This is a genomic window from Rhodococcus aetherivorans, assembly GCF_025722975.1.
Lineage (GTDB): Bacteria > Actinomycetota > Actinomycetes > Mycobacteriales > Mycobacteriaceae > Rhodococcus > Rhodococcus aetherivorans.
The window spans coordinates 4,163,989-4,178,479 of the sequence record NZ_CP106982.1; the positions used below are offsets into that span (position 1 = coordinate 4,163,989).

Below are 14,491 nucleotides of genomic sequence, written 5' to 3' on the forward strand. Positions count from 1 at the left end.
GGTCCCCGCCGTCACTCCCCGCCGGCACGCAGCTGCGCCGGGTCCTCGCCCAGCACCTCCGCGATGTCCTCGACCGCCACGGCGCCCTCGCGCAGCACGCGGGGCCGGTCGGCGGTCAGGTCGACGATGGTGGAGGCGACGGCGTGTTCGGCCGGTCCGCCGTCGAGGTACACGCTCGCAGACCCGCCGAGCTGGGTGCGCGCCTCGTCCACCGTGGTGGCCGGCGGACGGCCGGAGACGTTCGCGCTCGACACGGCCAGCGGGCCCACCTCGCGCAGCAACTCGAGCACCACGGGGTGCAACGGCATGCGCAGCATCACGGTGCCGCGCGTGTCCCCCAGGTCCCATGCGAGCGAGGGAGCTTGGTGCACAACGAGACTGAGACCGCCGGGCCAGAAGGCACGGATGAGTTCCCGCGCCTGCGGACGAACGGTGTTCACCAGGCCGTCGATCGTGTTCCACGAGCCGACCAGCACCGGCACCGGCATGTCCCGGCCCCGGCCCTTGGCGCGCAGCAGACTGGTCACCGCATCGCTGTCGAAGGCATCCGCCGCGATCCCGTACACCGTGTCCGTGGGCACGACGACGAGCCGTCCGGCCTTGAGCGCACCCTTGGCGGCGGTCAGACCGGCGGCGCGGGAATCGGGGCGACTGCAGTCGTAGACGGTGCTCACGGGTTCATCCTTCCACTGCCGCGAACGTGTCCGGCATCACACACCCGTCCCGCCCTGGGATCCGCCGCGCCGCGCCTCCACGTCGGTCGGCACCCGGCGGGCGACGACGAACCGCGGCCGGCCCGCCAGATCGGGGTGCTCGGTCACGTCACCGAACACGCGGCGCTGCGCGAACAGCTCCGCGACCTGGGCACCGTTCGTGTCGTCGTGCTCGACGCCGACGGCACCGCCGATCCGCAGCCAGCGGGCAATGTTCGACACCATCGGCTTGATCACCGACAGCCCGTCGGGACCGCCGAACAGCGCCGAGTGCGGGTCGTGCTCGATCACCTCGGGCGGGAGGTCGGTGCCCTCGGGAATGTAGGGCGGATTCGACACCACGATGTCGACCCGGCCCTCGAGCGAGGTGAGCAGGTTGCGGTCCGTCACGTCGCCCTGATGCAGGAGGATCGGCGTGTCCCCCGCCGCCGCGCAGCGTTCCGCGTTCCGCCGCGCCCACGCCAGGGCGTGGGGCTCGAGTTCGACGGCGTGGACGACCGCGTCGGGCCGGGCGTGCGCGACGGCCAATGCGAGGGCGCCCGAGCCGGTGCACAGGTCGAGCACCACCGGCGGATGTTCCTGGAGTCCTTCCAGGTACGCCAGGGCCCAGGCCAGCAGCAGCTCGGTCTCGGGCCGCGGGACGAAGACGCCGGGGCCGACCTCGATGTCGATCTCACCCATCCCCGTGCTGCCGGTGATGTACTGCAGCGGGATCCGCTTGGCACGCTGCGCGATCATCGCGCGGTACGCGTCGACCATGGCGGGGTCGACGAGCGGCACGAGCCCGAGACGGGTGCGCTCGATGCCGAGCAGATGCGCGGCGAGCAGCTCGGCGTCCACACGCGGGCTGGGGACACCGGCTTCCTCGAGCACCGACACCGCTTCGAGGATCGCCAGGCGCAGGGGTTGACGAGTCACGGCGTACAGACTGCCATGCCGGTCACCACACGGAAACGGACAGGTCACGCATCCGGTCTGCGGCATGATCGAGATCGTCCGTGTCAGGCAGCACTACGGAACTACGGAAGGATCTTCCTGTGACGAAGTCGGGATTCGCGGTTCGGGCAGCGGCCGTCGTCGCGCTCGGAGCCGCCGGCAGCCTCGCAGCGCCCGGACTTGCCTCCGCATCGCCGATCGACGTCCAACCCACGCCGCTGCTCTGCAGCTACGTCGCGCCGATCCACAGCGTGACCGAGACGGACAGCGACGCCCTCGAGGAGGGTCGGCTGTTCTTCGCCGTCGGCGAGCAGAAGGCGCAGAACGGTCAGGTGGGCTGGGTCAACACGGCCACCTGGCAGACGGGGGGCGCCTCGTTGACCGCGACACCGCAGAGCAGCGACGTCCCGGTCGCGCTGCTGAACACCGGGCCGGGCACCGTCGTGTCCGCCGTGTGGGGACCGCATCAGAACGCGAAGGGTGAGAGCTGCTTCCTGCTTCCCGGCATCGACATCTCGCAGGTGCCCGGGGACGACGATCCGGGCGACGAACCCGGCGAGACCGCGCAGTAGCCGCCCGGGGCCCGGCTCACGGCGTCACTCCGCGGCGAGCCGGGCCTCCCGGTCGGCCTTGCCCAGGGCGTCGAGCAGGGCGTCCATGTCGCCGTCGAGCACACCGTCGAGGTTGTGGGCCTTGAAGCCGATGCGGTGATCGGTGATCCGGTTCTCGGGAAAGTTGTAGGTGCGGATGCGCTCGGAGCGGTCCACCGTGCGCACCTGGCTGGCCCGGCCCGCGGAGGCCTCCGCCTCGGCGGCCTCCTCCGCCGCGGCCTGCAGCCGCGCGGCGAGCACCTGCATCGCCCGTGCCTTGTTCTGCAGCTGGGACCGCTCGTTCTGGCACGTGACGACGATGCCGGTGGGCAGGTGCGTGATGCGCACCGCCGAGTCGGTGGTGTTGACGCCCTGACCACCCTTGCCGGAGGAGCGGTACACGTCGATGCGCAGGTCCGACTCGTCGATCTGGACCTCCTCCACCTCGTCCGGCTCGGGGTAGATGAACACGCCGGCCGCCGAGGTGTGCACCCGGCCCTGGGACTCGGTGACGGGGACACGCTGGACGCGGTGCACGCCCCCCTCGAATTTCAGGCGCGACCAGACGCCGTCGCGCACATCGCTCTTCGACTTGATCGACAGCGTCGCGTCCTTGTAACCGCCGAGGTCGGAGATGGTCGCGCCGAGGACCTCCACGCGCCAGCCGGCGCGCTCGGCGTACCGGATGTACATGCGGGCGAGGTCGGCGGCGAACAGCGCGGACTCCTCACCGCCCTCCCCCGACTTGACCTCGAGCACCACGTCGTCGCCGTCGTGCGGATCGCGCGGGGCGAGCAGGTCGGTGAGTGCCTTGTCGAGTTCGCTCACCCGCTCCTCGAGGGCGGGAATCTCGGTCGCGAAGGCGGCGTCGTCCGCGGCGAGCTCACGCGCGGCCTCGAGATCGTCGCGCGCGGCCCGCAGCTTGGTGTAGGTGGCCATGACGGGAGCGAGCTCGGCGAACCGCTTGCCGACCTTGCGGGCCGTCGCCGGGTCGTTGTGCAGCGCCGGATCGGACAGCTGCTGCTCGAGACCGGCGTGTTCGGCCAGGATGTCGTCGATGGCCGACGGCTTGGTCTGCCCCGCCATGTGATTCGCTCCACTCGTCCGTCGTGCCGATCCGTGCCGCGCCCGGATCGGGATGGAAAAAGGCCGACGCCCGGTCTGTTGCTGAGACAGAACCGGGCGTCGGCGAGACAGCTACTTGTCGGCAGCAGCCTTCTTGGTGTCGCGCTTGCCGTAGCGGGCCTCGAAGCGGGCGACGCGTCCGCCGGTGTCGAGGATCTTCTGCTTGCCCGTGTAGAACGGGTGGCACTGCGAGCAGACCTCGACGGTGATCCGTCCCGACTCTGCGGTGCTGCGCGTCTCGAACGTGTTCCCGCAACCGCAGACGACGGTGGTCGTCACGTAGTTCGGGTGGATTCCTGCCTTCATGGTGTCCCTTTCGTGGCCGCCGGGTCGCCTCCGCGGATCGGAGACGTGAACCGGGACCGGACTGAGCTGTTCGATTATGCCAAACGCATGCCCGGGGGAAGAAATTCCGCCCCCGGGCATGCGGCGCCGCTGCCGCGGCGATCAGTCGTCGAGCGCTCCCGGTGCCGTCTTCGACACCTGCAGGAGGAACTCGATGTTGCTCTTGCTCTTCTTGAGCCGGTCGATGAGCAGATCGATGGCCTGGTGCGAGTCCAGACCGGAGAGCACGCGGCGCAGTTTGTGCACCACCGCGAACTCGTCGGGGCTCATCAGCAACTCGTCCTTGCGCGTACCGGAGGGGTTGACGTCCACCGCCGGGAACACGCGCCGCTCGGCGATCTTGCGGTCGAGCTTGAGCTCGGCGTTGCCGGTGCCCTTGAACTCCTCGAAGATCACCGTGTCGCCCGTCGAACCCGTCTCCACCATGGCCGTGGCGATGATGGTGAGCGAGCCGCCGTTCTCGATGTTGCGAGCCGCGCCCAGGAACCGCTTCGGCGGGTACAGGGCGGTCGAGTCGACACCACCGGAGAGGATGCGGCCCGACGCCGGCGACGAGTTGTTGTACGCGCGGCCGAGGCGCGTGATCGAGTCGAGCAGGACGACCACGTCGCGGCCCTGCTCGACGAGCCGCTTGGCCCGCTCGATCGCAAGCTCGGCGACCGACGTGTGGTCCGACGGCGGCCGGTCGAAGGTCGAGGCGATGACCTCGCCCTTGACCGAGCGCTGCATGTCGGTGACCTCTTCGGGCCGCTCGTCCACCAGCACGACCATGAGGTAGCACTCGGGGTTGTTGGTCGTGATCGCGTTCGCGATGTCCTGCATCACCGTCGTCTTGCCGGCCTTAGGCGGCGAGACGATCAGGGCACGCTGGCCCTTGCCGATCGGCATGATCAGGTCGATCACGCGGGTGGTCAGGATGTTCGGGGTGGTCTCGAGCCGCAGCCGCTGGTTCGGGTACAGCGGGGTGAGCTTGTTGAACTCCGGGCGGCGCTTGGCGGCCTCGACGTCGCCGCCGTTGACCGTGTCGAGCCGGACCAGCGGGTTGAACTTCTGGCGCTGGTTGCCCTGCTCCCCCTCGCGCGGCACGCGGACCGCACCGGTGATGGCGTCGCCCCGGCGCAGGCCGTTCTTGCGCACCATGTTCATCGAGACGTACACGTCGTTGGGGCCGGCCAGGTACCCGGAGGTCCGGACGAACGCGTAGTTGTCCAGGACGTCGAGGATGCCGGCGACCGGCTGCAGGACGTCGTCCTCGCGGATCTCGGGCTCGCGTGTGTCACCGCCGGCCTCGCCGCGGTCACGTCCGCGACGACGCTCACGGAAGCGGCGCCCGCGGCGCCCGCGGCCGTCCTCGTCGTCCTCGCCACCCCGGCCGTCGCGGCCGTCCTGACGGGGGCCCTGACCACGGTCCTCGCGGCGGCGTTCCCCCTGGTCGCGCTGGTCGCGCTGGCCGTCGCGCTGGTCGCGCTGGCCGTCGCGCTGACCGCGCTCGCGCCGACCGCCGTCGGACGGCTCGGCCTTCTCCTCGGTCTTCTCCTCGGCGCGCGGCTTCTCGTCGGTCCGCGCCTCGGCGGCGTCCTTCGGGGCCTCGGCGGTGGTCGTCTCGGCGGCCTGGTCGCCACCTCGGCGACCGCGACGCTGACGACCCCGGCGGCCACCCTCGGCCTCGCCGTCGGCGGGCTGCTCCGCCGCCTCGGCGGGCTGCTCGGGCGCCGTCGTCGCGGCGGGCCGCGCCTGGGCCGGCTCGGCGGCGGGGGCGGCGGTGTCGGCCGGGGCCGCGTCCTGGGCGGCACCACGGGCGCGACGAGCCCGGACGGGCCGGGCCGGCTGTTCCGGCGCAGGAGCCGTCTCGGCGGCTCCGCCGCCCTGACGCTCCTTGATCGCGGCGATGAGATCGCCCTTGCGCATCCCGGAGGTTCCCTTGATGCCGAGTTCGGCCGCGAGAGTCCGCAGCTCGGCCAGCACCATGCCGGAGAGACCGGCGCCACGCCGCCCACCGGCACGCGGTGCAGTCTGTGCAGGATCGGTGGCCTGCGCTCCCGCGGACGAATCCGTGGTATCGAGAACAGGCGTAGCGATCAGGTCCGTATCTGTCACGGAGATCCTTTCCTTCCCTCACTCGCGCCACGCAGAGTCGAGGGTTCGTTCCGCAGATCTTGCGTCGATCTGGGATTGCCGTACGTGTTCACGGATCGAACGGTCGGCACGTCCGCCATCACGCCATCCTCCGGCAGGTGCGGTCGGTCCATCTCCCCGAAACGAGGTCAGGTGAGGATCGATCCAGGATCGATCGCCCCGATGGATCTGGAGTGAATGCCCTGGAAAAGCCAGCGACTGAAACGCACGACGTGCGGACTAAGCACAGAATAGCGACGAACTGTACGTTGAGCAAGAAGAAGCCCCCGGGCGCGTCGCCCGGGGGTTCGCGCCCGACTCGAGAGGTTCGGGCTCGCTCACACGACCTGCACGCCGTCCGCGACGTCGAGTTCGAGCACGGTCATGTCGTCGGCCTCCGCGGCCGCGCGCAGGTCCGCGGGGAACGACTCGGTCGTGAGGGCGAGGACCGTGGGGCCGGCACCGGAGACCGCGGCGGGAATGCCCGCCGCGCGCAGGGCGGCGATCCACTTGGTGGTCAGCGGCAGGGCCGGGGCGCGCTGCGCCTGGTGCAGCAGGTCCTCCGTCGCCGGCATCAGCAGGTCCGGCCGCTCGGTGAGGGCGACGACGGCCAGCGCCGCGCGGCTGACGTTGAACGCCGCGTCGCGGTGCGGCACCAGATCGGGGAGCAGCCCGCGGGTGTGCGCGGTGGACGAGCGCGACGACGGCACCAGCACGACGACCCGGATCGCCGGGTGGACCGTGAGGGGCACGGCGCGGTAGGTGCGCTGTTCGTCGCCGACGACCGACTCGCTCCACGACACGACCGCGCCGCCGAGGATGCTGGCGGAGGCATTGTCCGGGTGGCCCTCGAATTCGGAGGCGAGCTGGACGAGCTGCGCCTCGTCGAGCACGCGCTCCGGAGCCACCTTGCGCACCAGCCCGTTGGCGGCCGCCAGGCCTCCGACGACCGCCGAGGCCGAGGAGCCGAGGCCGCGCGAGTGCGGAATAACGTTGCGGCACAACACGTCCAGGCCGTCGGCCCACACTCCGGCGGCCTCGAGGCCACGCTCGACCGCCCGCACCACCAGGTGCGACGGTCCCCACGGCACCTCTTCGGCGCCCTCGCCCTCGACGCGCACCTCGAGGCCCGATGCGGTTGTGGTGACCGTGATCTCGTCGTACAACCCGACGGCCAGCCCGAGCGAATCGAAACCGGGGCCCAGATTCGCGCTCGAGGCCGGGACCCGGGCGGTCACGGAGATCCCTACGGGCAGCGTCTGCGTCATGTCGTCTTTCCCAACGGAGGAGGGCGCGGCGGTCACTAGGCCAGCTCGAGCGCCGCGGCCACAGCGACCGGATCGACCGGGATCGGCTCCACCTGCGGCATCCCGAGCAGCGCCGTGTCGGGATCCTTCAGGCCGTTGCCGGTGACGGTGCACACGACCTTCAGCCCGGAATCGAGCCAGCCCTCCTTGCGGGCGGCGAGCAGACCGGCGATCGACGCGGCGGACGCCGGTTCGACGAACACGCCTTCGGTGGCGGCGACGAGCCGGTACGCCTCGAGGATCTCCTCGTCGGTGGCCGCCCGGAACGCGCCGCCGGACTCCTCCTTGGCGGTCATCGCCCCGTTCCACGACGCCGGGGCGCCGATGCGGATGGCGGTGGCGATGGTCTCGGGGTCCTTGACGGGGGCGCCGTGCACCAGCGGTGCCGCGCCCGCGGCCTGGACGCCGAGCATGCGCGGCTTGCGGGTGGTGAGGCCGTCCGCGAAGTACTCGGTGTAGCCGCGCCAGTAGGCGGTGATGTTGCCGGCGTTGCCGACGGGCAGCACGTGCACGTCGGGGGCGTCGCCGAGCGCGTCGGCGATCTCGAACGCCGCCGTCTTCTGCCCCTCGATGCGCACGGGGTTGACGGAGTTCACCAGCCCGATGGTGGGGAACTCGGCGGTGGTCTTGCGGGCGAGCTCGAGACAGTCGTCGAAGTTGCCCTGGACCTGGATGATCTTCGCGCCGTACATGACCGCCTGGGCCAGCTTGCCCATCGCGATCTTGCCGTCCGGCACGAGCACCGCGCAGCCCATGCCGGCCTTGACGGCGTATGCGGCCGCCGAGGCGGAGGTGTTGCCGGTGGAGGCGCACAGCACGGCCTGCTGGCCGCGGGCGAGGGCGTCGGTGACGGCCATCGTCATGCCGCGGTCCTTGAACGAGCCGGTCGGGTTCAGGCCCTCGACCTTCAGGTGCACCTCGCAACCGGTCAGTTCCGACAGGTGCGCCGCGGGCAGCAGCGGGGTGCCGCCCTCGCGGAGGGTGATGGTCTTCCAGTTTTCGCCGATCGGGAGCCGGTCACGGTACGCCTCGATCAGACCCGGCCACGGGGTGTGCACGGGGGTGGCGGTGTTCTTCTCGGGCGCGCTCATTCGGCGGATCCCTCCAGTCTCAGGACGCTGGTCACAGCGATCACGGATTCGAGTTGGTCGAGCGCTGCGACGGTGTCCGACAGCGCCTTGTCGGTGGCGCAATGGGTCAGCACCACCAGGCGGGCTCCGTCGCCGGCGCCCTCCTGGCGCACGGCGGCGATGCTCACGTCCCGCTTGGCGAACTCCGCGGCCACCGCCGAGAGCACGCCGGCCCGGTCCGCGACCTGCAGGTTGACGTAGTAGCGGGTGACGATGTCGCTCATCGGGGCGATCTCGAGGTCGGCGTACCGTGATTCGCGCGGGCCCCGGCCCCCGTGCACCCGGTTGCGGGCGGCCATCACGAGGTCGCCCATCACCGCGGAGGCGGTGGGCGAACCGCCGGCACCCTGGCCGTAGAACATCAGACGGCCCGATGCCTCGGCCTCGACGACGACCGCGTTGAACGCACCGTTGACGGCGGCGAGGGGATGCTCGCGCGGCACCAGGGCCGGGTAGACGCGCGCCGAGACCCGGTCCTTGCCGTCGGTGGTGATCCGCTCGCAGATGGCCAGCAGCTTGACGGTGCAGTTCAGCGCCCGCGCGGTGGTCAGGTCGGCGGCGGTGATCTTCGAGATGCCCTCGCGGTAGACGTCGCCGGCGGTGACGCGGGTGTGGAAGGCGATCGAGGCCAGGATCGCAGCCTTGGACGCGGCGTCGAAGCCCTCGACGTCGGCCGTCGGGTCGGCCTCGGCGTATCCGAGCCGGACCGCCTCGGCGAGGGTCTCGGCGTAGTCGGCGCCGGTCTCGTCCATGGCCGAGAGGATGTAGTTGGTGGTGCCGTTGACGATGCCGAGGACCCGGTTCACCTTGTCACCGGCGAGGGACTGGGTGAGGGGCCGGATGACCGGGATGGCGCCGGCGACGGCCGCCTCGAAGTACAGGTCCACGCGCTTGGCCTCGGCGGCCTCGGCGAGCTCGCCCGTGTACTCCGCGAGCAGGGCCTTGTTGGCGGTGACCACGGATTTGCCCGAGTCCAGGGCCGTGCGGACGAGCTTGCGCGGCAGTTCGATGCCGCCGATGACCTCCACCACGATGTCGACGTCGTCGCGGGCGATCAGGCCCTCGGCGTCCGTGGTGAGCAGGTCCTGCGGGATGCCGCGGTCGTCGCGGACGGTGCGCACGGCCACGCCCCGCAGCTCGAGCGGCGCGCCGATGCGCGCCTCGAGATCGGTGGCATCGTCGCGGATGATGCGCACGACCTCGGCTCCGACGGTGCCGTGCCCGAGCACAGCCACACCGATCGGGCGCTGCCCCGGTTCGTTGGTCACCGCTTCGGTCGTCACTCCGTAACCTCCAAGCTGAGCAGATCTTCCACGGTTTCCCGACGCAGGACGACGCGGGCGGCGCCGTCCTTGACCGCCACGACGGCGGGCCGGGGCAGCAGGTTGTACCTGCTGGACATCGAGTAGCAGTATGCACCGGTCGCGGCGACGGCCAACAGGTCGCCGGCTTCGAGGTCGGCGGGCATCCACGCGTCGCGGATGACGATGTCGCCGCTCTCGCAGTGCTTGCCGACGACGCGGGACACGACGGGCTCCGCGTCGCTGGACCGCGACACCAGGCGGGCCTCGTACTCGGCCTGGTACAGGGAGGTGCGGATGTTGTCGCTCATGCCGCCGTCGACGCTGATGTAGCGGCGTGCCTGGTGAGCCCCCACCGCGACGTCCTTGATGGTGCCCACCTCGTAGAGGGTCACGGTGCCGGGGCCGGCGATCGCGCGTCCGGGCTCGACCGCGAGCGTCGGCTCGGGCAGGCCGGCGAGTGCGGACTCGGTCTGCACGATGTGCCGCAGCTTGGCAGCGAGTTCCTCCACGGGCGGCGGGTCGTCGCTGGGCACGTAGGAGATGCCGAGGCCGCCGCCGAGGTCGACGATGTTCATCTGCGCGGTCTTGTCGACGCCGAATTCGTGGACGGCATCGCGCAGCAGGCCGATGACCCGGTGCGCGGCGAGCTCGAACCCGTCGACGTCGAAGATCTGCGAGCCGATGTGGCTGTGCAGGCCGACCAGGCGCAGGTGATCGCTCGCGAACACCTTGCGGACCGCGGCCATGGCCACCCCGCCGGCCAGGGACAGCCCGAACTTCTGGTCCTCGTGCGCGGTGGAGATGAACTCGTGGGTGTGCGCCTCGACGCCGACCGTGACGCGGATCAGCACGTCCTGCACGACGTCGAGTTCGGCGGCGACCGCGTCGAGCAGGTCGATCTCCGACATGGAGTCCAGGACGATGTGCCCGACGCCTGCGGCGACGGCGGTCCGCAGCTCGGCCACGGACTTGTTGTTGCCGTGCATGGCGATCTTCCCCGCCGGGAAGCCGGCGCGCAGCGCGACGGCGAGCTCACCGCCGGTCGAGACGTCGAGGGACAGGCCCTCCTGCTCGACCCAGCGCGCGATCTCGGTGCACAGGAACGCCTTCGACGCGTAGTGCACCTTCGCGCCCGGCCCGAACGCGGCCGCGATGTCCCGGCACCGGGAGCGGAAGTCGTCCTCGTCGACGACGAAGAGCGGGGTGCCGTATCTCTCCGCGAGGTCGGTGACGGGCACGCCGGCGATCGTCACGACGCCGTCGTCGCCGCGCCGCGCGTTGCGGGGCCACACGTTCGGGTGCAGCAGGTTCAGCTCGCCGGCGTTCGCGGGCCGCTCGGTCAGGCCCGGTGCGTGCGGGATCTCGGCGTGCCGGGGACCGGCGGGGTGCGCGTTCACATCCGCTCCGGGGCGCTCACGCCGAGCAGTCCGAGCCCGTTGGCCAGCACCTGACGGGTCGCCGCGCACAGCGCGAGCCGCGCCGCGTGCAGCGGGCCGGGCTCCTCGTCGCCCTGCGGCAGGATGCGGCAGGAGTCGTAGAAGCGGTGGTAGGTGCCGGCGAGTTCCTCGAGGTACCGCGCGACGCGGTGCGGTTCCCGCAGTTCGGCGGCCTTGGCGAGGACGCGCGGGTACTCGCCGATCGTGCGGATCAGGTCGCCCTCGCGCTCGTGGGTGAGCAGGGCCAGGTCGGCGTTCTCGGCGCCGAGACCGAGCTCGGCGGTGTTCTCGGCGCCGAGACCGAGCTCGGCGGTGTTCTCGGCGCCGAGACCGAGCTCGGCGGTGTTCTCGGCGCCGAGACCGAGCTCGGCGGCGCCCCGGGCGATGGACGAGAGCCGGGCGTGCGCGTACTGGACGTAGTAGACCGGGTTCTCGTTGGTGGTGCTGGCCCACAGCTCGAGGTCGATGTCGATGCTCTGGTCCACCGACGAGCGCACCAGCGCGTAGCGGGCGGCGTCCACGCCGATCGCCTCGACGAGGTCGTCGAGGGTGATGACCGTGCCGGCGCGCTTGCTCATCTTCACGGCGACGCCGCCGCGCACGAGGTTGACCATCTGCCCGATCATCACCTCGACGGTGTCCGGGTCGTCGCCGAACGCGGCGGCCGCGGCCTTGAGCCGGCCGATGTAGCCGTGGTGGTCCGCGCCGAGCATGTAGATGCACAGGTCGAAGCCGCGCGACCGCTTGTCCTGGAAGTAGGCGATGTCACCGGCGATGTAGGCGGCGTTGCCGTCGCTCTTGATGACGACGCGGTCCTTGTCGTCGCCGAAGTCGGTGCTCTTGAGCCACCACGCGCCGTCCTGGTGGTACAGGCTCCCGGAGGTCTTGAGTGTCTCGACGGCCTTCTCCACGGCGCCGGACTCGAACAGGGAGTTCTCGTGGAAGTACACGTCGAAGTCGACACCGAACTCATGCAGGGTGCGCTTGATGTGCGCGAACATCAGTTCGACGCCGATCGAGCGGAACACCTCGTGCCGCTCCTCTTCGGGCAGCGCGAGCGCGTCCGGGCGCTGCTGCAGCACGGCCTGCGCGATGTCGGCGATGTACGCGCCGGCGTAGCCGTCCTCCGGCGCGGGCTGCCCCTGTGCCGCGGCGATCAACGAGCGCGTGAACCGGTCGATCTGGGCGCCGTGGTCGTTGAAGTAGTACTCGCGGGTGACGTCGCCGCCCTGCGTGGTGAGGATCCGGCCGAGGGCGTCGCCGACCGCGGCCCAGCGGGTGCCGCCGAGGTGGATGGGCCCCGTGGGGTTCGCGGAGACGAACTCGAGGTTGATGCGGGTTCCGGCCAGCGCGTCCGAGTTGCCGTACGCGGCGCCCTCGGTGAGCACCTGGGCGACGATCGCGCCCTGGGCGTCGGCGGCGAGGCGGATGTTCAGGAAGCCCGGGCCGGCCACCTCGGCGGACTCGATGCCGTCGGCGGCGGTGAGGGCCTCGGCGAGCCAGCCCGCGAGTTCCCGCGGATTGACGCCGGCCCTCTTCGCGACCTGCATCGCGACGTTGGTCGCGTAGTCGCCGTGCTCCGGGTTGCGCGGCCGCTCGACCGTCAGGGTCTCGGGCAGGACGGACACGTCGAGGTCGCGCTCGGCGAGCACCCTCGCAGCGGTTCCGTGGAGCAATTCGGCAAGGTCGGCAGGAGTCACGGGTCTCTATCCTATTGGCTCCGTCCCACCCGGCGTGACGCCGGTCCGGCCTGTTGTCACGGTCACGGCCCGCCCGCCGCGGGGATGCCTGCCCGCCGCCCGCCCGTAGAGTTGACAGAGCACGCGCGGACCGAGCGTCGTGCGCCCTCTGTTGTCCATCCGTCGAAAGAGCACCCAACGATGCCCAGCGGTTCGGTAAGTGGCGGTTCCGGCAAGAAGTCCGGTGCCAAGTCTGCGAAGGCGATCAAGGCCGCCCAGAAGAAGAGCGGCGGTCGCGGCCTGCCCAAGCAGCGGCAGATTCCGTGGCTTCTGATCGGCGGCGTGGTCGCGGTGGTCGCGCTGGTCGCGGTCATCGCCGCCAGCATCATCCCGAAGTACCAGGACTCCCAGGCGCTCGCGGAGTGGACGCCGTCCGAGTCGAATCAGGACCCGTCGACTGCGATCGAGGGGGTCGTGACGGTCGACTACCCCGCCGGTCAGCACATCGGGTCCACGCAGCGCGTCGCGTACGACCAGAGCCCGCCGTTCGGCGGGCCGCACGACGCGATCTGGGCCACGTGCACCGGCACCGTGTACCCGGAGGCGATCCGCACCGAGAACGCCGTGCACTCGCTCGAGCACGGCGCGGTGTGGATCACGTACAACCCCGACCTGGTCGACCAGGCGGGCGTCGACGCGCTCGCGGCGAAGGTGGACGGCAAGTCCTACCTGATGATGTCGCCGTACCCGGGCCTCGACGCTCCGATCGCCCTGCAGTCGTGGGGGCATCAGCTGAAGGTGGACGCCGCCGACGACGAGCGGATCGACCACTTCATCGCGTCGCTGCGGCTGAACCGCTACGCCTACCCGGAGGTCGGCGCGAGCTGCTCCACGCTGCCCGGCTCGTACGACCCGAGCAATCCGCCGCCGTTCGATCCCTCCGCCCCCGGTCCGGACGCGGTGCCGATGGACGGCGGCACGGTGGACGGCACCGAGCAGGTGCCGGCCGACATGCAGGCCCCGGCGGGGAGCTGACGTGACGCACGATTCCGCTCCCACCGCCCAGGGGACTCCCACCCCCCAGGAGACGGGCCGACGCAGGGCGCTGTTGATCCTCGGTCTCGTCGCCGCCGTCGCGATCGGTTTCCTGCTCGGGTTCCTCGCCCGCATCCCGCTCGAGGACTCGCCGCCGGCGACGCCGGCCGCCGGCTCCGTCGACGTGGGATTCGCCCAGGACATGACCGTCCACCACAGCCAGGCGATCGAGATGGCCACCGTCGCGTTGACGGTGTCGGGCGACCAGCGGGTGCGCAACCTCGCGTACGACATCCTCACCACCCAGCAGAACCAGGTCGGGCAGATGCAGGGCTGGCTGTCGCTGTGGGGGCAGCCGCTGCTGCCCACCGGTGACTACATGACGTGGATGACCGAGGAGTCCGGCCACGACCACGGGAGCACGAGCCACTCCGACGGCGGCGGCGCCGGCCGGATGCCCGGCATGGCGACGTCCGAGGACCTGGCGAACCTGCGCCGCGCCACCGGCCCGGAACTCGACGTGCTGTTCCTGCAGCTGATGCTGCGCCACCACGAGGGCGGGCTGCCGATGATGGAGTACGGCGCGCAGTACGCGGGCCAGCCGGCGGTACGGACCCTGGCGCAGACGATGGTCGACACCCAGACCAGCGAGTCGGAACTCATGACGTCGATGCTGGCGGAGCGGGGCGCGCAGCCGCTGCCGATGAACTGACCGACCGGACCCGCGGACGGGGGACGGCCCACCGGGCCGTCCCCCGTCGGTGTGTACCGTCCGG

At 71.1% G+C, this 14,491-nt stretch carries 13 protein-coding genes; 3 read left to right on the top strand and 10 right to left on the bottom strand.

What is annotated here, in order from left to right:
- Positions 1–11: 11 nt before the first annotated feature.
- Positions 12–674 carry an L-threonylcarbamoyladenylate synthase gene (locus OCS65_RS18825; RefSeq protein ID WP_029542940.1) on the bottom strand — a complete coding sequence of 221 codons (663 nt, stop codon included), beginning with the start codon at positions 672–674 and terminating at the stop codon, positions 12–14.
- Between the two features lie 36 nt (positions 675–710).
- Complete coding sequence (prmC, locus tag OCS65_RS18830) at positions 711–1,631, bottom strand: peptide chain release factor N(5)-glutamine methyltransferase (RefSeq protein WP_029542938.1); 921 nt, start codon at positions 1,629–1,631, stop codon at positions 711–713.
- 119 nt (positions 1,632–1,750) lie between these two features.
- Between prmC and OCS65_RS18835 the strand changes: the two genes are divergently transcribed.
- A complete protein-coding gene (locus OCS65_RS18835) occupies positions 1,751–2,221 on the top strand; it encodes a hypothetical protein (protein ID WP_006944374.1) in 471 nt (156 codons plus the stop codon).
- Positions 2,222–2,245: 24 nt separating this feature from the next.
- Here the strand turns inward: OCS65_RS18835 and prfA are convergent, their stop codons facing one another.
- From prfA to argS, 8 genes are all read right to left on the bottom strand, one after another.
- Positions 2,246–3,325: a peptide chain release factor 1 gene (gene prfA / locus OCS65_RS18840; RefSeq protein ID WP_006944377.1), complete on the bottom strand. Its 1,080-nt coding sequence runs from the start codon at positions 3,323–3,325 to the stop codon at positions 2,246–2,248.
- A gap of 111 nt (positions 3,326–3,436) precedes the next feature.
- The gene (rpmE, locus tag OCS65_RS18845) at positions 3,437–3,670 is read right to left on the bottom strand and encodes a 50S ribosomal protein L31 (protein WP_006944378.1); all 234 of its coding nucleotides are present in this window, start codon (positions 3,668–3,670) and stop codon (positions 3,437–3,439) included.
- A 141-nt stretch (positions 3,671–3,811) separates the two neighbouring features.
- A complete protein-coding gene (gene rho, locus OCS65_RS18850; protein WP_006944379.1) occupies positions 3,812–5,806 on the bottom strand; it encodes a transcription termination factor Rho in 1,995 nt (664 codons plus the stop codon).
- A gap of 356 nt (positions 5,807–6,162) precedes the next feature.
- A complete protein-coding gene (thrB, locus tag OCS65_RS18855) occupies positions 6,163–7,092 on the bottom strand; it encodes a homoserine kinase (RefSeq protein WP_029542933.1) in 930 nt (309 codons plus the stop codon).
- Positions 7,093–7,127: 35 nt separating this feature from the next.
- On the bottom strand, positions 7,128–8,222 hold the full coding sequence (gene thrC / locus OCS65_RS18860; RefSeq protein ID WP_006944382.1) for a threonine synthase: 1,095 nt from the start codon (positions 8,220–8,222) through the stop codon (positions 7,128–7,130).
- On the bottom strand, positions 8,219–9,544 hold the full coding sequence (locus OCS65_RS18865) for a homoserine dehydrogenase (protein ID WP_006944383.1): 1,326 nt from the start codon (positions 9,542–9,544) through the stop codon (positions 8,219–8,221). Before OCS65_RS18865 ends, thrC begins: the two co-directional genes overlap by 4 nt.
- Positions 9,541–10,962 carry a diaminopimelate decarboxylase gene (gene lysA / locus OCS65_RS18870; RefSeq protein WP_050035015.1) on the bottom strand — a complete coding sequence of 474 codons (1,422 nt, stop codon included), beginning with the start codon at positions 10,960–10,962 and terminating at the stop codon, positions 9,541–9,543. Before lysA ends, OCS65_RS18865 begins: the two co-directional genes overlap by 4 nt.
- Complete coding sequence (gene argS, locus OCS65_RS18875; protein WP_050035014.1) at positions 10,959–12,701, bottom strand: arginine--tRNA ligase; 1,743 nt, start codon at positions 12,699–12,701, stop codon at positions 10,959–10,961. Before argS ends, lysA begins: the two co-directional genes overlap by 4 nt.
- Before the next feature lie 180 nt (positions 12,702–12,881).
- On the opposite strand from argS, the gene OCS65_RS18880 reads away from it, so the two are divergent.
- A complete protein-coding gene (locus OCS65_RS18880) occupies positions 12,882–13,715 on the top strand; it encodes a DUF3105 domain-containing protein (protein ID WP_006944388.1) in 834 nt (277 codons plus the stop codon).
- Position 13,716: 1 nt separating this feature from the next.
- A complete protein-coding gene (locus OCS65_RS18885) occupies positions 13,717–14,427 on the top strand; it encodes a DUF305 domain-containing protein (RefSeq protein WP_029542924.1) in 711 nt (236 codons plus the stop codon).
- Positions 14,428–14,491: the final 64 nt, after the last annotated feature.